This window comes from Salmonella sp. SAL04213 (genome assembly GCF_046550535.1).
GTDB lineage: Bacteria > Pseudomonadota > Gammaproteobacteria > Enterobacterales > Enterobacteriaceae > Salmonella > Salmonella enterica.
The window spans coordinates 74,914-94,183 of the sequence record NZ_JBGDXS010000009.1 but is presented as its reverse complement, the minus strand read 5'-3'; the positions used below and the strand labels follow the sequence as shown (position 1 = coordinate 94,183).

16 protein-coding genes, 1 tRNA gene and 3 pseudogenes are annotated in these 19,270 nt (G+C 50.9%); 4 read left to right on the top strand and 16 right to left on the bottom strand.

What is annotated here, in order from left to right:
- The 4 genes and pseudogenes from leuC to ACLJPQ_RS19065 form a co-directional block, all read right to left on the bottom strand.
- The gene (gene leuC, locus ACLJPQ_RS19080) at positions 1–1,422 is read right to left on the bottom strand and encodes a 3-isopropylmalate dehydratase large subunit (protein ID WP_080184617.1); all 1,422 of its coding nucleotides are present in this window, start codon (positions 1,420–1,422) and stop codon (positions 1–3) included.
- Positions 1,423–1,553: 131 nt separating this feature from the next.
- The gene (locus ACLJPQ_RS19075) at positions 1,554–2,792 is read right to left on the bottom strand and encodes an MFS transporter (protein ID WP_080184622.1); all 1,239 of its coding nucleotides are present in this window, start codon (positions 2,790–2,792) and stop codon (positions 1,554–1,556) included.
- A gap of 341 nt (positions 2,793–3,133) precedes the next feature.
- Positions 3,134–3,457, bottom strand: a complete 324-nt coding sequence (locus ACLJPQ_RS19070; RefSeq protein ID WP_071591294.1) for a DUF1889 family protein — start codon at positions 3,455–3,457, stop codon at positions 3,134–3,136.
- A gap of 109 nt (positions 3,458–3,566) precedes the next feature.
- Positions 3,567–4,289 (bottom strand): annotated as a pseudogene (locus ACLJPQ_RS19065) (diol dehydratase reactivase subunit alpha); the annotation flags it as partial.
- A gap of 1 nt (position 4,290) precedes the next feature.
- Here ACLJPQ_RS19065 and ACLJPQ_RS19060 point away from each other — a divergent pair.
- Positions 4,291–5,070, top strand: a pseudogene (locus tag ACLJPQ_RS19060) (IS3 family transposase); the annotation flags it as partial.
- Positions 5,071–5,102: 32 nt separating this feature from the next.
- Here ACLJPQ_RS19060 and ACLJPQ_RS19055 read toward each other — a convergent pair.
- From ACLJPQ_RS19055 to proB, 4 genes and pseudogenes are all read right to left on the bottom strand, one after another.
- Positions 5,103–5,342 (bottom strand): annotated as a pseudogene (locus tag ACLJPQ_RS19055) (Arm DNA-binding domain-containing protein); the annotation flags it as partial.
- Positions 5,343–5,505: 163 nt separating this feature from the next.
- Positions 5,506–5,581: transfer RNA gene (locus tag ACLJPQ_RS19050), tRNA-Thr, on the bottom strand.
- Between the two features lie 115 nt (positions 5,582–5,696).
- Positions 5,697–6,947 (bottom strand): glutamate-5-semialdehyde dehydrogenase, encoded by a 1,251-nt coding sequence (proA, locus tag ACLJPQ_RS19045; protein WP_023218789.1) that lies wholly within the window; start codon positions 6,945–6,947, stop codon positions 5,697–5,699.
- 11 nt (positions 6,948–6,958) lie between these two features.
- On the bottom strand, positions 6,959–8,062 hold the full coding sequence (gene proB, locus ACLJPQ_RS19040; RefSeq protein ID WP_001285275.1) for a glutamate 5-kinase: 1,104 nt from the start codon (positions 8,060–8,062) through the stop codon (positions 6,959–6,961).
- Positions 8,063–8,344: 282 nt separating this feature from the next.
- On the opposite strand from proB, the gene phoE reads away from it, so the two are divergent.
- Positions 8,345–9,397, top strand: a complete 1,053-nt coding sequence (gene phoE, locus ACLJPQ_RS19035) for a phosphoporin PhoE (RefSeq protein WP_001043668.1) — start codon at positions 8,345–8,347, stop codon at positions 9,395–9,397.
- Between the two features lie 50 nt (positions 9,398–9,447).
- Here phoE and crl read toward each other — a convergent pair whose 3' ends face one another.
- From crl to gpt, 3 genes are all read right to left on the bottom strand, one after another.
- A complete protein-coding gene (gene crl, locus ACLJPQ_RS19030; RefSeq protein WP_000174693.1) occupies positions 9,448–9,849 on the bottom strand; it encodes a sigma factor-binding protein Crl in 402 nt (133 codons plus the stop codon).
- 57 nt (positions 9,850–9,906) lie between these two features.
- Positions 9,907–11,151, bottom strand: coding sequence for an esterase FrsA (frsA, locus tag ACLJPQ_RS19025; RefSeq protein WP_000189586.1), 1,245 nt, complete (start codon positions 11,149–11,151; stop codon positions 9,907–9,909).
- Between the two features lie 88 nt (positions 11,152–11,239).
- Complete coding sequence (gene gpt / locus ACLJPQ_RS19020; protein WP_001292018.1) at positions 11,240–11,698, bottom strand: xanthine phosphoribosyltransferase; 459 nt, start codon at positions 11,696–11,698, stop codon at positions 11,240–11,242.
- 248 nt (positions 11,699–11,946) lie between these two features.
- On the opposite strand from gpt, the gene pepD reads away from it, so the two are divergent.
- Positions 11,947–13,404, top strand: coding sequence for a cytosol nonspecific dipeptidase (gene pepD / locus ACLJPQ_RS19015; protein ID WP_017442094.1), 1,458 nt, complete (start codon positions 11,947–11,949; stop codon positions 13,402–13,404).
- A 154-nt stretch (positions 13,405–13,558) separates the two neighbouring features.
- Here the strand turns inward: pepD and prfH are convergent, their stop codons facing one another.
- The 3 genes from prfH to dinB form a co-directional block, all read right to left on the bottom strand.
- Positions 13,559–14,173 carry a peptide chain release factor H gene (prfH, locus tag ACLJPQ_RS19010; RefSeq protein WP_000602086.1) on the bottom strand — a complete coding sequence of 205 codons (615 nt, stop codon included), beginning with the start codon at positions 14,171–14,173 and terminating at the stop codon, positions 13,559–13,561.
- Positions 14,170–15,309 carry an RNA ligase RtcB family protein gene (locus tag ACLJPQ_RS19005; protein ID WP_000528878.1) on the bottom strand — a complete coding sequence of 380 codons (1,140 nt, stop codon included), beginning with the start codon at positions 15,307–15,309 and terminating at the stop codon, positions 14,170–14,172. Before ACLJPQ_RS19005 ends, prfH begins: the two co-directional genes overlap by 4 nt.
- A gap of 218 nt (positions 15,310–15,527) precedes the next feature.
- A complete protein-coding gene (gene dinB / locus ACLJPQ_RS19000; protein WP_001226204.1) occupies positions 15,528–16,583 on the bottom strand; it encodes a DNA polymerase IV in 1,056 nt (351 codons plus the stop codon).
- A gap of 249 nt (positions 16,584–16,832) precedes the next feature.
- Here dinB and dpaA point away from each other — a divergent pair, with 249 nt between their 5' ends.
- Positions 16,833–17,573, top strand: coding sequence for a peptidoglycan meso-diaminopimelic acid protein amidase (gene dpaA, locus ACLJPQ_RS18995; RefSeq protein WP_001225658.1), 741 nt, complete (start codon positions 16,833–16,835; stop codon positions 17,571–17,573).
- On the opposite strand, the gene ACLJPQ_RS18990 is transcribed toward dpaA, so the two are convergent.
- The gene (locus ACLJPQ_RS18990; RefSeq protein ID WP_000333387.1) at positions 17,544–18,311 is read right to left on the bottom strand and encodes a class II glutamine amidotransferase; all 768 of its coding nucleotides are present in this window, start codon (positions 18,309–18,311) and stop codon (positions 17,544–17,546) included. The two genes, dpaA and ACLJPQ_RS18990, sit on opposite strands and share 30 nt — an antisense overlap.
- Positions 18,312–18,523: 212 nt before the next feature.
- Complete coding sequence (gene lpcA / locus ACLJPQ_RS18985) at positions 18,524–19,102, bottom strand: D-sedoheptulose 7-phosphate isomerase (RefSeq protein ID WP_000284051.1); 579 nt, start codon at positions 19,100–19,102, stop codon at positions 18,524–18,526.
- Between the last annotated feature and the right edge of the window lie 168 nt (positions 19,103–19,270).

Sequence of the window (19,270 nt, the reverse complement as noted above, 5' to 3'; positions counted from 1 at the left end):
TTATTCCCCTGCCTGAAGTAATGACCGAACATCGACCAGATGCCCCGCTACCGCCGCCGCCGCAACCATCGCCGGGCTCATCAAATGCGTTCTTGCTCCAGCGCCCTGTCGTCCAGGGAAATTACGGTTCGTACCTGATGCACAGCGATCGCCGGGCGACAACACATCTTCATTCATCGCAAGGCACATTGAGCAACCCGACTGCCGCCATTCAAAACCGGCAGCAATAAAGATTTTCGCCAGTCCTTCTTCTTCCGCCTGGCGTCTTACCATTGTTGAACCAGGCACAATGATCCCGCGAACATGGCTGGCGATTTTGCGCCCTTCAAGCACCTTCGCAACGGCACGCAAATCCTCAATGCGACCATTTGTGCATGAACCAATAAAAGCGTGAGAGATACGAATATCTTTCAGCAACATGCCAGCCATTAATCCCATGTAATGAAGGGCCTTCTCAAGCGCCAGGCGCTTAAGCGGATTGGTTTCCTGTTCCGGGAAAGGCACACGTCCGGTGATGGAACCTGTTTGATCCGGACTGATTCCCCAGGTGACTTTAGGCTCAAGATCACGGCAGTTGATCGCCACCGTCTTATCAAATACCGCATCAGCATCGCTGCTCAACTGTGACCATTCCAGCAATGCCTGCTGCCAGAGTTCACCTACAGGCATTTGCGGTTTACCGTAGATATAGTCAAAAACCTTTTTATCCGGCGCAATAATGGCACCACGCGCCCCCGCTTCTACCGCCATGTTGCAGAGCGTCATTCGTCCTTCAACGCTCAACGCGCTGATGGCCTCACCCACAAATTCAATGGCATATCCCGTCGCGCCATCAGCGCCAATACGTTCAAGCAATTCAAGAACAATATCTTTTGCGGAACAGGCGAAAGGTAGCTCTCCCTGAACACTTACGCGCATGGTTTTGAGCTTGCGGTAAACCAACGTCTGCGTGGCCAGCAGATGTTCAATTTCCGACGTCCCGATACCAAAGCCCAGCGCGCCAAATGCACCGTAGGTTGTCGTGTGACTATCCCCGGCGGCGATCACCATGCCAGGCATCACTAGCCCTTGTTCATGAGCAACCACGTGTTCAATCCCCTGACGCGGATCCAGCACATCAAATAATGTGATGCCAAAGTCAGCGGCATTTTCCCGAAAGTAATCAACCTGTAGCTGTCCTCCCGGATCGGTCATTAAGTCATCCCGTTGCGACCGCGTGGGATTAACATGGTCAATATTCAATAAAAACGTGTCGGGGTGCCGAACGGTGCGGCCGCGTTCTCTTAACCCGCTAAATGCCTGCGGGCTGGTATATTCATTCAGTATTGAACGATCAATATAAAGTAAAACATGTCCTTCGTTATCAAGTTCACGAATGGTATGTGACTCAACTAATTTTTCATACAGCGTTTTAGCAGACATATATATTCCTGGAGCAACGAATATCCGGGTAGCCAAATATTCACAATTTAAGCTTTTAGCTATAGTGACACATTAATGAAAAAATGATGATTCCATTATGGAAAGTATAAAAACACACTTCGTGTCTATAATCAGAAACTCTCCTGAACTGACTGTGTTTTGATTTGCGGTTTTTTCTCATATTTTGCGAAAATAAACCGGCAGATAAATAATCCTATCCCCAGCATCATCAGACATGATACCGCAATAGCATTCCATCCCTGCCAGGAGAAAAGATACCCGTTTAAATATCCCATTACTGCACCGCCAGAGTAGTAGCAAAGCAGATAAAACGATGTCGCCTGTCCTTTTGCGTTTGGACTCCGTGAACTGACCCAGGCTAATACGGTGGAATGAGCAGAGAAAAATGCGACTGACAGTAAAACGATACCTGAAATGAAAACCCACAGAGAAGGGGCGATTAGCGTAAGAAATGCACCGACCATCATACAGATGATCAGCATACTGAGCGCATTCATCGACCCAATATTCAACGCGACACGGGCAGCATATGGCGCAAGAAAAAAAGTTAATGAGAAGCTAACTGGAATCAAACCTATCCAGGTGTAGCTCAGCTCATAAGGCGGTCGATGCAGGTAAAACGCCAGAAAATTAAAGATGGACGTAAAAGAGCCGAAAAGAATAAATCCAATGACAAAACATAATGATACGCGGATATTCTTAAAATGTTCCAACCCGCCTTTCAACACTGCACCAAGCTGTAGTGAAGGTGTAGGAACAAACTGTCGGGATGTCGGGAGAAACAACTTCACCGCGAGTGCCATAGCAATCAGAACACCACCGAAGATAAAGAAAATCGTATCTATAGATACATGCTCCATCATCAAAGTTGCAAACACACGACCAGACATACTCCCTAGCGAATTGCCAAAAATAAAATATCCAGTAACAATCCCTGCCAAAGCAGGAGAGACTTCTTCACTGATATAGACTGTAACGGCCGCCGTAATACCACTTACTGCAATGCCGAGCAAAGCGCGGTATACCACCAGCATCGGCCATGATGATGCAGTTGCGCACAATAGAGTTAAAATACCTCCTGCCAGCAACGAATAAAAAATGATTGGCTTTCGCCCAAAACGGTCAGATAACGTGCCGCTAAATAACATGGCTAATGCCAGAAACCCCACCTCAGCAGACAAAATCATCCCTACCTGATTCAATGGGATATTATAAACCTCACTTAACTTTGGTAATAAAGCCTGGATTGAATATAAAGAAGCTAACTCTGCCAAACCCGCCAGAGGTAATATCATTAAAATAGGCAAGTACTTACCTATTGTCTCTTCAATATTATTTTTCATACACAATGTTCCGTAAAAGATCCTGATTGCCATCTGCCTGTTTGCCAACAAACATCCGTGTATACAATATTTATCTTTTACGTTTGCAGAATTGACAGCGTTCACATTTTATTTTTCTTAATAGAGACAAAATGGAATCAAGTGTTTTATGAAATGTAGATCATCTAAGAATGACGCGGTAATGGCAACGTAGTAAGTTATGAACTATATATTTATTCAATAAATATATAGACATTAATTTGACGAAAAGAAATGAATCGGCAGTCCAAAACTGTCACTGGCAACCCCTTCTGGACGCCGCCATCCTTAGATGGAAACGTCCGTTAGCGTTTTATTCGATAGTCAGCTCACACGAGTTCTTTGAGCTGCTCCTGCATATAGGTCGAAAAATACTCTGGGTTTTTGATAAGGATGCGGTTACCGGAGGCGACTTTTTCTGCCCATCCGGCCACTTTTTTCGTGAACTCAGGATTCCATCCCTCCTGCTCACCCCGTGCCATCACAACTTCCGGGCTTACTGGCACGCCTAAATCATGCAAATACTTTAAAATTCCCTTAGCGGTACTTTCATCCATTGAATGGGGTACTGACGCCGATGTGTTCATACCACCAATAAAATCCAAGGCTTTCTCAATTGCTGTTGGCATGCTCTTATCCTTAAAATTAACCACGTGAGAGACACCTTGATACTATGTACCCAACTCCGCCGGGATATCAAAGAGAACATCGCCTTTCTTTGACTTACCCCGCAGCTAAACGCTTGCGCGGCTGTTTTCTGCGCTATTTTTTGGCTTCTCCGGCTAAAACCAGCCCGGTTGCCACCGCATTGCGTGGGCCTTCAGTACCCCGGATGTTGCCCTGCCCGGCGACAACGCCGTAATGCGCCAGCGCATCGGTGATCATCTGCGGAATTTCAAAATCCAGCGATGAGCCGCCTACCAGCACCACAAAAGTGATATCGCGAATCGAGCCACCGGGCGAGACCTGACGTAACGCGCGTAGACAGTTGGTCACAAAGACTTTCTCTTTGGCCTGACGGCGCACCAGACGAATCTTCTCCAGCGAGGTCTGGTTATCGACCGGGATCAGCTCGCCCTCTTTCAGATACACCACTTTGGCAAATACTGACGGGCTGAGCGGTTCACGAAAAAACTCCACCGCGCCGTTCTCGTGGCGAATGCTGAACAGGCTCTCCACTTTGGCCAGCGGGTATTTTTTAATTTCCTCTGCTAAAAACGGATCGCTTAAGCCCAGTTCCGTTTGAATTAGCAGGCTGACTATATTCTCCGCCCCGGCAAGATGTACCGCCTTCACTACGCCATCGTTATTGATAATGGCGGCATCGGTGGATCCTGCGCCTAAATCGAGGATCGCCAGCGGAGCGTCGCATCCAGGCGTCGTTAACGCGCCAGCCACAGCCATGTTGGCTTCCACACCACCGACTTCAACTGGGGTATTTAACCGGGCGCTTAGCTCGCTGGCGATAGCCTGCATCTGTAAGCGGTACGTCTGGCATCAGCGTCGTCATCAGATAAACCGGCGTCAGCGGTTCCACCTTGTCTGTGATAACGTCTTCCGGGAAGCATTCAGTGACGCAAAACAACGCTATGGTGCGCCACGCCTGACGGATGAGCTTCGTGCTCAGGGTTACCAGTTCAACGTGAAAACCGTGGCGGCCAGCCTGCGTCGGCAGGGGCTGCGGGCGAAAGCCTCGCGCCGGTTCCGTCCGGTCAGTTACCGCAAACATGGTCTGCCAGTCTCAGAGAATCTGCTGAAGCAGGACTTTTACACCAGCGGCCCGAATCAGAAGTGGGTGGGTGACATCACGTATCTTCGCACTGGTGAAGGCTGGCTTTATCTGGCCGTGGTTATCGATCTGTGGTCGCGGTCAGTCATTGGCTGGTCGATGTCTTCGCGGATGACAGCACAGCTTGCCTGCGATGCGTTACAGATGGCGCTGTGGCGGCGTAAATGTCCGGAAAATGTCATCGTGCATACAGACAGAGGCGGTCAGTACTGTTCAACGGATTACCAGAGCTTACTGAAACGCCATAATCTGCGGGGAAGTATGAGCGCCAGAGGTTGTTGTTACGACAATGCCTGTGCGGAAAGCTTCTTCCATACGCTGAGGGTGGAATGTATCCACGGAGAGGACTTTGTCAGCCGGGAAATAATGCGGACATCAGTGTTTAATTATAGTGAGTGTGATTACAATCGGTGGCGTCGTCACAGTGCCTGTGGCGGTCTCAGTCCGGAACAATTTGAAAACCAGAGCCTCGCTTAGGGTTGTGCCCATATTACGCAGGTAGGATCACAGCTCTTTCCTTCTGCCACAAGTTTTCGGGCATCATCACGACGAGAACTGGCATCTGCAAGTGTGATCGTTGGATACACACCCAGCGAGATCATTTTTGGCTTACCGGCAAAACGATAACGGAACCGCCAGCTCTTGCTTCCATTAGGCTCAATTAGCAATGACAACCCTTGCCCATCTCCGAATGTATAGGCTTTAGTTTCAGGCTTAGCGCGGCGAATCTGCATATCGTTTAAAGGCATGTGTACAGGAATCCAAGACCGAACAGGAACATATACACAATCCTATACACCTTCAGTGTCGGATTCTACTGGATGGTTACGGACGGTGATGGACAAAAAAGCAATAAAGTCGTTATAAATCAGTGTATTTATGGATGAATACGGACGTTTGAGGAACTTGAGATGGTGCCGATAATAGGAGTCGAACCTACGACCTTCGCATTACGAATGCGCTGCTCTACCAACTGAGCTATATCGGCCCTGAGAAGGGTGTGTTCACGCGGGTGAATCACGGGGTAGAAGGTTAAAACTAACCGGGCGGTGCGTCAATAGCCTTGCTACTCAACCGGCTATTTTTGCACCGCTCGACATTAATTACGCACGAATCGTACCATCGCCAAAGCCTATCCACTTATAGGTGGTAAGCGCTTCAAGCCCCATCGGACCGCGGGCATGTAATTTCTGCGTGCTGACCGCCACTTCTGCGCCAAGCCCAAACTGCCCGCCGTCGGTAAAACGGGTAGAGGCGTTGACATAAACCGCAGCGGAATCCACTTCGTTCACGAAACGCGCAGCATTATGCATATCACACGTCAAAATCGCATCGGAATGCTGAGTGCCATGTTCGCGAATATGGCCGATAGCGCCATCCATATTTTCGACCACCACAACGTTCAGATCCAGAGACAGAAACTCGTTATCCAGCTCTTCCGGTTTCAGCGGCACCAGTTTGGCAGGGCCATGCAGTACCTGCATGACGGTTTCATCCCCATGCAACGTCACGCCGCTCTCCGCCATCTGCTTGCTCAGCGCAGGCAAAAAGCGTTCTGCGATGTCCTGATGCACCAGCAAGGTTTCCACCGTGTTACAGGTGCTCGGGCGCTGGGTTTTAGCGTTGACAATAATCTTCAGCGCCGGGGCGATGTCTGCGCTGCTATCGACAAAAATATGGCACACGCCAATCCCGCCGGTAATCACCGGGATTGTGGATTGCTCGCGGCATAGTTTATGCAAGCCTGCGCCGCCGCGCGGGATCAGCATATCGATGTACTTATCCATACGCAGCATTTCATTGACCAGCGAACGGTCCGGATTATCAATCGCCTGAACCGCCGCCTCCGGTAAACCGCAAGCTTTCAGCGCCTTCTGAATGACACGAACGGTTGCGGCATTCGTGCGATGCGTCTCTTTCCCACCGCGTAGAATCACCGCATTACCGGTTTTCAGACACAAAGAAGCCACATCAACGGTAACATTCGGACGCGCCTCATAGATAACGCCAACCACGCCCAACGGCACGCGGCGGCGCTCCAGACGTAGCCCGCTGTCCAGCAGACCGCCGTCGATCACCTGCCCGACCGGGTCGGCGAGATTACAGACCTGGCGCACATCGTCAGCAATCGCTTTCAGACGCGCAGGGGTCAGCGTCAGGCGGTCCAGCATCGCTTCGCTCAGGCCGTTGGCTCGCGCCTGCTCAACATCTTGTACGTTCGCGCTGAGGATACTTTCCATTTGCGCTTCCAGTTCATCGGCTATTTTTTCCAGCACGCGATTTTTTTCACCGCTGGAGAGCAGCGCCAGCTTATACGACGCCGCTTTAGCAGCAATGCCCATTTGTTCCAGCATATGCCTGTTCCTTATCGAGTAATCATGTCATCACGATGAACAGCGACCGGGCCATATTCATAGCCCAGAATCGCATCGATTTGTTGAGAGTGGTGACCGGCTATCCGCCGCAGAGCATCACTGTTATAACGGCTGACGCCATGAGCGATATCACGCCCTTGCAGGTTACAAATTCTGATGACCTCCCCCCGCGAGAAATTGCCCGTCACGCTTTTGATGCCTTTTGGCAGAAGTGAACTGCCACGTTCCAGCATTGCCGCGGTCGCGCCTTCATCAACCGTAATTTCGCCTGCCGGCGGCGCGCCGAAGATCCAGCGTTTGCGGTTCTCCAGCGGCGAGGCTTGCGCATGAAAACGGGTGCCGACGGAAATCCCCTCCATCACATCGCCGATCACGCCCGGTTTACTGCCTGAGGCAATAATCGTATCAATACCCGCGCGACAGGCCACGTCTGCCGCCTGAAGCTTAGTGCTCATACCACCGGTTCCCAGCCCAGAAACGCTGTCTCCCGCGATAGAGCGCAGCGCATCGTCAACGCCATACACATCTTTGATAAGCTCCGCCTGCGGATTGCTACGCGGATCGGCGGTAAATAATCCTTGCTGATCGGTCAGCAGCAGCAGTTTATCCGCGCCTGCCAGGATCGCCGCCAGCGCGGAGAGGTTATCGTTATCGCCCACTTTAATTTCCGCTGTCGCAACGGCATCATTTTCATTGATAACCGGCACAATATGGTTATCCAGTAATGCACGCAGCGTATCGCGGGCGTTCAGAAAGCGCTCTCTGTCTTCCATATCCGCACGCGTCAACAGCATCTGCCCGATATGGATACCGTAAATTGAAAACAACTGCTCCCACAGTTGAATCAGGCGGCTTTGCCCTACCGCCGCCAGAAGCTGTTTAGAGGCGATCGTTGCCGGCAGTTCCGGGTAGCCGAGATGTTCACGTCCGGCGGCAATCGCGCCAGAGGTAACAATAACAATACGATGTCCCGCGGCGTGTAGCTGCGCGCACTGGCGGACAAGTTCTACGATATGGGCACGGTTCAGGCGGCGCGATCCGCCTGTTAGCACGCTGGTGCCGAGTTTTACGACCAGCGTCTGGCTGTCACTCATGATTCTCTGCCGTTCAAAATAAGAAATAAAGACCAAATGAACGTTTTAGCAGGACTGGCTCCGGTTGCCAACAACCTGTACGCGTAGCGTGAAATTTTGTTGCGCAGGATCAGCAAGCGTAGCGGCAGAATTTGACCATTTTATTACCGCAACAATTAAACATATTTTTTTAAAAAAATTCTCACTTTGTCATAAATCTTTCATTACCGAACGTTAAAAACCTTCCTGTTTTTTACCGGGTCTCCCGACAAATCATAGCGCGTAATTAAAACAGGAATGGAAATGAATAAGAGCACTCTGGCAATAGTGGTGAGTATCATCGCATCAGCATCTGTTCACGCCGCCGAGGTTTACAATAAAAACGGTAATAAGCTTGATGTGTATGGAAAAGTTAAAGCCATGCACTATATGAGCGATTATGACAGCAAAGATGGCGATCAAAGCTACGTTCGTTTTGGTTTTAAAGGCGAAACGCAAATTAACGATCAATTGACCGGCTACGGGCGCTGGGAAGCTGAGTTTGCCGGTAATAAAGCCGAAAGTGATTCGTCCCAGCAAAAAACCCGCCTGGCCTTTGCTGGTCTGAAATTAAAAGATATCGGTTCTTTTGACTATGGACGTAACCTGGGCGCGCTGTACGATGTTGAGGCCTGGACGGATATGTTTCCCGAATTCGGCGGCGACTCTTCCGCCCAGACCGATAATTTTATGACTAAACGCGCCAGCGGGCTGGCGACTTACCGCAATACCGATTTCTTCGGCATCGTTGATGGACTGGATCTTACCTTACAGTATCAGGGGAAAAACGAAGATCGCGATGTGAAAAAGCAAAACGGCGACGGCTTCGGCACATCCGTGAGCTATGATTTCGGCGGCAGCGATTTTGCCGTCAGCGGCGCTTATACTCTCTCCGATCGCACCAGGGAGCAAAATCTGCAGCGCCGCGGTACGGGCGATAAAGCCGAAGCCTGGGCTACGGGTGTAAAGTATGACGCTAATGATATTTATATTGCGACCTTCTATTCAGAAACCCGCAACATGACGCCAGTTTCCGGCGGATTTGCCAATAAAACCCAAAACTTCGAAGCAGTTATCCAGTATCAGTTTGATTTTGGTCTGCGTCCGTCATTAGGCTATGTGCTGTCAAAAGGCAAAGATATTGAGGGCGTCGGCAGTGAGGATTTGGTGAATTACATTGACGTTGGCGCAACCTATTACTTCAACAAAAATATGTCCGCGTTTGTAGATTACAAAATCAATCAGCTTAATAGCGATAACACGTTAGGCATTAATGACGATGATATTGTGGCAATAGGGTTGACCTACCAGTTCTGATAAGTCGCATTGTGCCTGATGGCGCTACGCCATCAGGCATGACAGCAGGGTTATGCCGACAGTTTTACCGGCTCGTCGTTGAAATCGTCAGACGGCTCCAGCGCCAGCTCCATAGAAATCAGCAGGTCGCGTAGCTTTTCATGAAACTCGCGTAGCGTGTATTCCAGTCGCTCCACCACTTCGGTTTCGTTAATCGGCACTGCGGTCCAGTTGCCCTCTTTATCAAACAAACCAAACTGATAACGATAAGTGAAGCGTTTCTCTTGTGCTTCCAGCTCCATCCACCAGCCCCAAAATTCACGCTTCTCTGGCGCGGGCTTCACGTTGACGCAAACTGCCAGGCAATCGAAAAAAAAACGATTGTCTTCGCACTGCCCTTCCCGGATATAGGGGCCAAGCGCGGTAAATTTCTTGATCAATCTACTTTTCGGGTGTCCACTCGGTAACGTCATTGCGATCTCCTTTAATGAAGCAACTGTTTTACCAAATCAATAGAATTTATCAATCTATTAACACAATCTATGATTAATCCAGTCGGTAATTTCTTGCAGCGCGTGGTCAAAATTGCGGTACACCGGGTTAAAAGGGATCTCTATCAGCTTACCGTCTGAAGATGATGTTGTAATTAAGCGAGACTCTTCTTCCGGGCTGAAGGGATCGTTTTTCCAGAAGCCGGAAAGCATTGGCGTAGGACAACGTCTGCCCAGTAGCCCCTGTACTTTCAACGAATAGCGATTGAGCTCCACACGCAGCGCCTCATCCGAAGCATCATGCATACCCAGACGGCTGGCCAGCACATCCAGATACATCTCCGGCACCGTACTCTGTCGTTGCGGATCGCTAAGTAGCGCATGGACCACCGGCCCCAGGCAAGCCACCGCTTTCAAACGCGGCGCTTCCAGATAGGCCAGACGCACCGCAACATTGGCGCCAAAACGGAAACCAAACGCCGCAACACGGGTATGATCCACCCAGGGGACATTAGGAAGCGCTTTTAACACATGCTGGTGGAGCAAGCTGGAATCCTGGGTTAATTTCCACTTTGATGAAAATCCAACCGAAGGCATATCAAGCGTTAACATCGCGATACCGCGCGGCGCGAAATAGCGTTCATACAGGGTGTAATAGTCGGTTTGCATGGCGTCCAGGCCGCCGCACATGAGCACCGTCGGAAACGGACCATCCCCTTTCGGCATATGTAAAAACGCGGTGACAGGCGAACCGCCAGGAACGGCAAATTCCATTTCACGTAACGAGCCGGGCAACCGCTGCGCGGCCTCTTCATAGGCGCGATTCGCCAGCGCCTGCGCCTGCTCCGCCAGCTCATCGCCCTTCAAATGCGGGTAGGCGGCAATGTTATAGAGCGTTGAGGCATGAAGCCAGTAGCGTCCGCTGCGCATGGCGTCCTGTTCCTGACAGGCTTTCTGCTGCCAGTCCATCGCCTGCTTTGCCCACTCATAAATCCAGTTGCCGCCGCGGTAACCGATGACCGTATCGTATAAATCATCATCCGTTCGCTCTGCGTCGCTCATCACAATGCGCGCCTGCACATCAAGGATTTCTCGTGGATCAACGCCGCGCCAAATCCACATCAGGCGGTTTATCATGCGGTACCAGTGCGGGACGTTCTTACCGTCCAGCGCGGATTGCATGGGCGGCTGCGACCCACGATTGAACCGACGGACAAGGGTAGACGTTTCAGTATGTTTAAAGCGGGGTTTGAACAGGGTTTCGCTGAGGTTAGCCTGTGTCATTCGTGCAGCCTCCTTGGATACTCATAGAGGCTTATTGTAACCAATAAAACAGCGCCCGGCATTGCCGGGCGCTCTGAAAAGCTGCTGATTAACGACCTGAAATCGGCGGTACAAATACCACACCCATATCCCAGGGCTGCTCAATCCAGGTGTTCTGAGGAATATCAATAACATAATCATCAACCAGCGGACGGCCCGCCGGTTTAGCGAAAATCGTGACGAAATGCGCTTTAGGGTACATTTCGCGAATCGCGACGGCGGTGCCGCCGGTATCGACCAGATCGTCGATGACGATAAAGCCTTCGCCGTCGCCTTCTGCACGTTTCAGCACTTTCAGTTCGCGCTGGTTATCGTGATCGTAGCTGGAGATGCATACGGTATCGACATGACGAATGCCCAATTCACGCGCCAGTAGTGCGCCCGGTACAAGGCCGCCACGACTTACGGCAATAATGCCTTTCCATTGTTCTGAAGGCATGAGGCGGCTCGCCAGTTTGCGTGCGTGAATCTGCAACATGTCCCAGGTGACGACGTATTTTTCGCTCATGTGAAGTGTCCCAGCCTGTTTATCTACGGCTTAAAAAGTGTTCGAGGGGGAAATAGTTGCGCGAGATTATAGAGACCTGACGCGCTAAAAACCAGTGTTTAGCGGAATCCACGCCTCTTTTTGTATGCTTTATACTACCCGCAGGCGGAGAAAGTGGTATTCTCAGTCGCATCTCGTAAGAGTTATCAATTCCGCTAACCCTGTGGCCTGTAAGAACGTTTTTCAGACCACCGCCAAGGAGACTTATCGTGTCTGAACTGTCTCAGTTATCACCACAACCTTTGTGGGATATTTTTGCCAAAATCTGTTCTATTCCTCACCCGTCCTATCACGAAGAGCAACTCGCGGAACATATTGTGAGTTGGGCCAAAGAGAAAGGCCTTTACGTGGATCGCGACCAGGTCGGTAATATTCTGATCCGTAAGCCCGCCACTGCAGGTATGGAAAATCGCAAGCCGGTCGTTTTACAGGCGCATCTGGATATGGTGCCGCAAAAAAATAGCGACACCGTTCACGACTTCACTACAGATCCCATCCGGCCTTATATTGATGGCGAATGGGTTAAAGCGCGCGGTACTACGCTCGGCGCCGACAATGGTATTGGAATGGCTTCTGCGTTAGCGGTACTGGCTGACGATAATGTCGTCCACGGCCCGCTGGAAGTGCTGCTGACCATGACCGAAGAAGCGGGCATGGATGGCGCGTTCGGCCTCCAGTCCGGCTGGTTGCAGGCCGACATCCTGATCAACACCGACTCTGAAGAAGAAGGTGAGATCTATATGGGCTGCGCAGGCGGCATCGATTTTACCTCTAATCTGCCGTTGACCCGTGAAGCTGTACCCGCAGGATTTGCATGCTTTAAGCTAACCCTGAAAGGCCTGAAAGGCGGCCACTCCGGTGGTGAAATTCACCTCGGCCTTGGCAATGCCAACAAATTGCTGGCGCGTTTTCTGGCCGGGCACGCAGAAGAACTGGATCTGCGTCTGATCGATTTCAACGGCGGCACGCTGCGTAACGCGATTCCGCGCGAAGCGTTCGCTACCCTCGCCGTTGCCGCAGACAACGTAGGCGCTCTGAAAACATTAGTGAACGCTTACCAGGATATTCTGAAAAACGAACTGGCGGAAAAAGAGAAAAACCTGACGCTGCAACTCAATGAGGTTGCCAGTGATAAAGCCGCATTGACCGCGCCGTCACGCGATACCTTTGTGCGCCTGCTGAACGCAACGCCGAACGGCGTGATCCGCAATTCAGACGTGGCGAAAGGCGTAGTGGAAACATCGCTGAACGTTGGCGTGGTCACAATGTCCGATGCGAATGTCGAAATTCACTGCCTGATTCGCTCTCTAATCGACAGCGGTAAAGATTATGTGGTGAGTATGCTGGATTCGCTGGGCAAGCTGGCTGGCGCGAAAACCGAAGCAAAAGGCAGCTATCCTGGCTGGCAGCCCGATGCGAACTCGCCGGTCATGCACCTGGTGCGGGAAACCTATCAGCGTCTGTTCAACAAAACACCGAACATCCAGATTATCCACGCCGGCCTGGAATGCGGTCTGTTTAAGAAACCCTATCCGGATATGGACATGGTTTCTATTGGGCCTACCATTACCGGACCTCACTCTCCGGATGAGCAGGTGCATATCGAAAGCGTCGGCCACTACTGGACTCTGCTGACCGAATTGCTGAAAGCGATTCCTGCGAAGTAAGAAAGCGCTAAAATGCCCGTCCCATTTCTGGACGGGCTATCAATATGGAATATCGGGTATCCATTGCCAGATAAGCTCTCCTGGATGCGCTGAATAGCGCTGCGGCTACACGCGAATAGCCAGACAGCCCTATAACAGCGCTGGTAGCACCGAATTATTGTGGCGTAAACGCCATTCCTTTAAATATCCGTAGCGGATTGCCGCGCTCAATCTGATGATGGAACAGACGCCTTTCAGACTTCAACGCCGCACACTCATTTTGCCGTTGCTGTTCCAGCCGCCAGGCAATCAGCAGCCGGGCCAGACGCTTATTCGCATGTTGACTGCGCTCCGACTGAACCTTCACGCTAATCCCGCTCGCCAGGTGCGTGGCCCGCACTGCCGAGTCGGTTTTATTAACGTGCTGCCCACCCGGGCCGGAAGAGCGCAGAGTCTCGAAACGAATCTCATCAGACTGTATGTGCTCGTCGGCGGAAAAGCGCCCAATGCCGACGTACCAGTTTTTTCGCCCATGGTGCGGGCGATACGGGCTGGTACAAATCCACAGTAACGTGCCGCACCAACGTTCACTGAAAGCCATGGCTTTTTCGCCGTCCAGCGAGACCAGCGCGGAACGTAGCGTGTCTGGTAATCGTCCCGGCTCTGTTTCAAGTCGCGTCAACGATACCTTTTCTCTGGCAGCTTCTTTCGTCAGACAATCCAGCGCTTTTTTTACCGCCAGACAACACTCGTCCGGTCCCTGCGCAGAAGAAAGTTGCAGTAAGATCATGCGCTTTTCTCCCCTGAGGTTTTCAGCGTCAGCACCGGACGCAGGCAGGCAACTGGCGTAATCAGTCCGGCGTCTGCCAGACAATCCACAACGCTATCGATGGATTTATACGCCTGCGGCGCTTCTTCATAAATGAGCTGGCGATCGCGGCAAATCACCCGGCTACCCATCCCGGTACGGCAGAGCTGTCGCGGGGTAAATTTTGCCGATAACCGGTCTTTACACTCGGTACGCATCCATTTGCGCCCCGCGCCGTGCGCCAGGGAGAAGAGGCTCTCCTCGCTGACGACGGGTTTCACCAGCCAGCTATAATCGCCGCGCGAGCCGGGGATAATCACCAGTCCCTGCCCATCTGGCGTAGCGCCTTTACGATGCAGCCACCCCGCCTCACCCGCGACAGTACAGGGTTCAACGAAGTTATGCGCCACATCCAGCCGCGGTTCGCCCTCAGCCCTGAGCTGTTGCAGTATCCGGCGGGCAATCAGCGCGCGATTACTGCGGGCAAATGCCAGCGCATCGTCATGTTCTGCAAGGTAGCGGCGCGCATCGTCGCTATCTTCCGGCAAACCGTTATGCGAAAACGCCTCCACATGACGACGCAGGATAGCTTGCCCCAGACCGCGTGAACCACTGTGTACCAGCAGTAATAACTGCGTTTTTTTTAACCCTGACAATGCGAACGAATCAGCATCGACGATGCGATCGACCTGTTGCAGCTCGGCAAAATGATTGCCGCCGCCAATAGAACCCAGCGCAGAGCGCCACGAATGATGCTGCATTGCGGCGGGGACATTCTCCTCCAGCCACTGCGCGTCCGCCACGTCAGGCAGCGACGCCAGCCGCTTCTCCAGTTTATCGGCGTTATATTTACGCCCTAAAATATCCGTTTGCCATAACGCCATGCCGCAGCCGATATCGTTGCCGACCAGCGCCGGATAAAAACGTCCACGTGAGAAAAAGGCTGCGCCAATAGGGTAGCCGCGCCCCGGATGCAGATCTGGCATCCCGATAACGCGTTTCATACCGGTTAACTTAGCCGTCGTATATAATTGTTGGATCGCGGAATCTTCGATCCACAGGTTATCCGATGCGATAGAAAATACCACATCTGATAAAGGACGAATATAATTGCCCATATACCATTCCATATATGAATTAAAAAATCAGGAAATGGCAGACTAATCCAGGGCAATAAAAGAAAATTAATCCTGGAAAGGTCTGCAAAGTGCGTTCAGAGAATAAAGTGTCATGATGAACCTCCTTTGCAGTTATTGAGAATGAGAAAACGTGGGTATAGTAATACTGAAATTTAGATGGCGCAATCGTAATAGTGATAAAATATTAATGGCCTGACTTATAACCCTAACACCAACTGTCGTTCCAACTGAGGGTCGAGCAGCGTTACGTGTAACCCCACCAGCCGTACGCCGCGCTCGCCGCGACGCTCGTCCCAGGTTTTACGGGCGGTGGTAATTAAGTCTTCTTTATTTAATTGCGGCCAGACATGTTCCTGAGTGGTTTGCTGAAAATCATTAAATTTTAATTTAACGCCCTGTCGGGCAATCAGTAAATCGGGCTTTACTATAGCCAGACGACGCTCCAGTTCCGGATATAAATGTTCAATAATGGCCTCGCAGTCCGACCATTCATGAATATCCTCCGCCAGAGTACGCTCAACGCCTACCGATTTACGCAGCCTTTCGCTGTTAACATCACGCTCGTCAATACCCTGACTACGCTCCCATAATACCCGACCAAATTTACCGAAGCGTTTGAGAAGCATCGCCAGATCGCACTGTTGAATATCCCCGCAGGTTCTTAACCCCATATTTTCCAGTTTGGCGGCGGAAACTTTCCCCACGCCTGGAATTTTGGCTAACGGCAACGTTTTAAGAAAGCCGGGTACATCGGCTGGCGTAATAACATATTGTCCGTTCGGTTTATTGAGATCGGAGGCGATCTTCGCCAGGAATTTCACTGGCGCAACGCCGGCGGAGGCGGTGAGTTGCAGTTCATTGAAAATAGTCTGACGAATCTCCCTGGCGATCAGAGTTGCCGAACCATAACAGTGCGGGCTGTCAGTCACATCCAGCCAGGCTTCATCCAGCGAGAGCGGTTCAATCAGTGAAGTGTAGCGGGAAAAGATGTCACGTACATGCCGCGAAGCCTCTTTATAGGCGTCAAAGCGGCCAGGCAGTAAGGTGAGATGGGGGCACAGCTTTAGCGCCATGGCGGTCGGCATCGCGCTACGTACGCCAAACTGGCGCGCAGGATAGTTGGCGGTACTGATAACGCCTCTTCGCTCACGACTCCCGCCAATGGCAATGGGAATATCGCGTAACGCCGGATTATCACGCATCTCTACTGCGGCAAAAAAACAGTCCATATCAACATGTATGATTTTGCGCATCGCTCGCCCCCACAATACTGTTTAAGTGTACAGTATGTTTTATTGCGCGCAAAGAGACATTCGCGTTAAAAATGCGACATATTCGAAGGTATGACGACGAAAGCGGCGGGAAAATTGTAAACGTACACACGGGGACTTGCGAAAAACTGCCGTGGTGCTAATGTGAGCGCTCCAAATCCAGATTACTCCGATTTGGGGACTCTTTTGCCGTTCTGGCGTGTGTAACCGTTTTATCAAGGAACAAGCAGTATGCGTAAAATCGCATTTTTTCTTGCGATGCTTCTGATGCCGTGCGTCTCATTTGCCGGTTTGCTGAGCAGCAGCAGCCCCGTCACGCCGGTCAGTAAAGAGTATAAGCAGCAGTTAATGGGCTCACCGGTCTATATTCAGATTTTTAAAGAAGAGCGCACCCTTGATCTCTACGTCAAAATGGGTGAGCAATACCAGTTGCTTGATAGCTACAAAATTTGCAACTATTCCGGCGGGTTAGGCCCGAAACGCCGTCAGGGCGATTTTAAAAGTCCGGAAGGGTTTTACAGCGTTCAGCGTAATCAACTCAAGCCAGACAGCCGTTTTTATAAGGCCATCAACATTGGTTTTCCCAATGCCTACGATCGCGCGCATGGCTATGATGGTAAATATCTGATGATTCACGGCGCCTGTGTTTCCGTCGGCTGCTATGCCATGACCGACAGCGGCATTGATGAGATTTTCCAGTTTGTCACCGCCGCGCTGGTCTTTGGTCAGCCGAGCGTGCAGGTGAGTATTTATCCGTTTCGGATGACCGACGCCAATATGCAGCGTCATAAATATTCATATTACAAAGATTTCTGGGCGCAGCTAAAACCCGGCTACGATTATTTTGAACAAACGCATAAGCCGCCAACTGTTTCTATCGTTGATGGGCGTTACGTCGTGAGCAAACCGTTGAGTCACGAAGTCGTTCAGCCACAGCTGGCCTCAAATTATACGCTCTCCGAGGCAAAATAACGCCCATTCGCCTGGCATAATCTTTTGCCAGGTTTCATTCCCCGTTAGCGGCTGGGTAGCAATCACGGTAACCACGTCATTTGGCGTGGTCTGTGAGCTGAAATCAATTTCCATATCCTGATCCACCAGCGTGGCTACGCCAAACGGCGCCCGGCGAGTGATCCAGTGCAAATGGGTTGAGCAAAACGCCATCACATATCGCCCATCTGACAGCAGCATGTTAAAAACGCCTTTTTCACGTAATACCGTCGCCAGTGTCGCAATATATTTAAATACCGCCGTCATGTTGCCCGGCGTGCGGGGATAACGCTGCGTTAATTTATGCAATAGCCAGCAAAACGCTTTTTCGCTGTCGGTTTCCCCCACCGGACGAAAATTACCGGTTTCCAGCGACTTATAACCGTTGAGCTGACCGTTATGAGCATAAGTCCAGTTGCGTCCCCATAATTCCCGGGTAAAAGGGTGTGTATTTTCCAGCGCCACTTCACCGCGATTAGCCTGACGGATATGGGCGATAACCGAGCAGGACTTGATCGGGTAATTCTGTACCAGTTTCGCAATCGGCGAATGGTAGCTCGGTTGCGGATCTTTAAACGTGCGACAGCCCTTTCCTTCGTAAAAGGTAATTCCCCAGCCGTCTTTATGCGGCCCGGTTCCGCCGCCACGCTGCACCAGTCCGGTGAAGCTAAAGCAGATATCCGTCGGCACATTGGCGCTCATCCCAAGCAGTTCGCACATACATCACCTCCACAAACGCCTTAAGCGGGAAGGCGTAATTTTTACAGCCAATCAAAACTAAAAATATCAAAGAAAACAATATGCTATACCCTAAATAATTCGAGTTGCAGGAAGGCGGTAAGGGAGGAAATCCCCAGGAACATAGATAACTATGTGACTGGGGTTTCTGAGCGCAACCAACTCACCTGCAGCTTGAAGTATGACGGGTATAGTTATTTAACCATCTCTTTTTCGATCAGTTGAATCAGGATATGAATCACTTTGATATGAATTTCCTGAATACGATCGGCATAACCGAAGTGCGGTACGCGAATTTCAATATCCGCCGTTCCCGCCATTTTGCCGCCGTCTTTGCCGGTCAACGTAATCACTTTCATACCTTTTTCACGGGCCGCGGCAATCGCTTTAATCACGTTACCAGAGTTACCCGACGTCGAGATCCCTAACAGGACATCGCCTTCGCGCCCTACCGCCTCAACGTAACGAGAGAAAATATAGTCATAGCCAAAATCATTACTGACGCAGGATATATGGCTAACATCAGAAATCGCAATAGCCGGGTAGCCCGGACGATTTTCACGATAACGACCTGTCAGCTCTTCAGCAAAGTGCATCGCATCGCAATGGGAGCCGCCGTTACCGCAGGAAAGTACCTTACCACCCGCTTTAAAACTGTCAGCCAACAGGACCGCCGCGCGCTGAATAGCGTGAATATTGGCGTCATCTTTTAAAAAATTAGCCAGCGTTTCCGCCGCTTCGTTCAGTTCGTTACGAATAAGATCCTGGTACATGAGGATATCCTTCAGCATGAATGTAAATGACAGTATGCAGTGTACCGGATAGCAGTACAGGCGAGAAGCATAAGCCGAATTAACGCCTCACGCTTTTGATTTTTCGTGCCCCCAAAAACGGCAACAATGTGAGCTTTGTTGTAATTATTTTGTAAACACATTGCTAAA

Coding starts and splice junctions, on each gene's coding strand:
- crl (WP_000174693.1), bottom strand. CDS start 9,849: ATGACGTTACCGAGTGGACACCCGAAAAGTAGATTGATCAAGAAATTT.
- frsA (WP_000189586.1), bottom strand. CDS start 11,151: ATGACACAGGCTAACCTCAGCGAAACCCTGTTCAAACCCCGCTTTAAA.
- phoE (WP_001043668.1), top strand. CDS start 8,345: ATGAATAAGAGCACTCTGGCAATAGTGGTGAGTATCATCGCATCAGCA.
- proB (WP_001285275.1), bottom strand. CDS start 8,062: ATGAGTGACAGCCAGACGCTGGTCGTAAAACTCGGCACCAGCGTGCTA.
- prfH (WP_000602086.1), bottom strand. CDS start 14,173: ATGATCTTACTGCAACTTTCTTCTGCGCAGGGACCGGACGAGTGTTGT.
- dinB (WP_001226204.1), bottom strand. CDS start 16,583: ATGCGCAAAATCATACATGTTGATATGGACTGTTTTTTTGCCGCAGTA.
- proA (WP_023218789.1), bottom strand. CDS start 6,947: ATGCTGGAACAAATGGGCATTGCTGCTAAAGCGGCGTCGTATAAGCTG.
- ACLJPQ_RS18990 (WP_000333387.1), bottom strand. CDS start 18,311: ATGTGCGAACTGCTTGGGATGAGCGCCAATGTGCCGACGGATATCTGC.
- ACLJPQ_RS19005 (WP_000528878.1), bottom strand. CDS start 15,309: ATGGGCAATTATATTCGTCCTTTATCAGATGTGGTATTTTCTATCGCA.
- dpaA (WP_001225658.1), top strand. CDS start 16,833: ATGCGTAAAATCGCATTTTTTCTTGCGATGCTTCTGATGCCGTGCGTC.
- leuC (WP_080184617.1), bottom strand. CDS start 1,422: ATGTCTGCTAAAACGCTGTATGAAAAATTAGTTGAGTCACATACCATT.
- lpcA (WP_000284051.1), bottom strand. CDS start 19,102: ATGTACCAGGATCTTATTCGTAACGAACTGAACGAAGCGGCGGAAACG.
- gpt (WP_001292018.1), bottom strand. CDS start 11,698: ATGAGCGAAAAATACGTCGTCACCTGGGACATGTTGCAGATTCACGCA.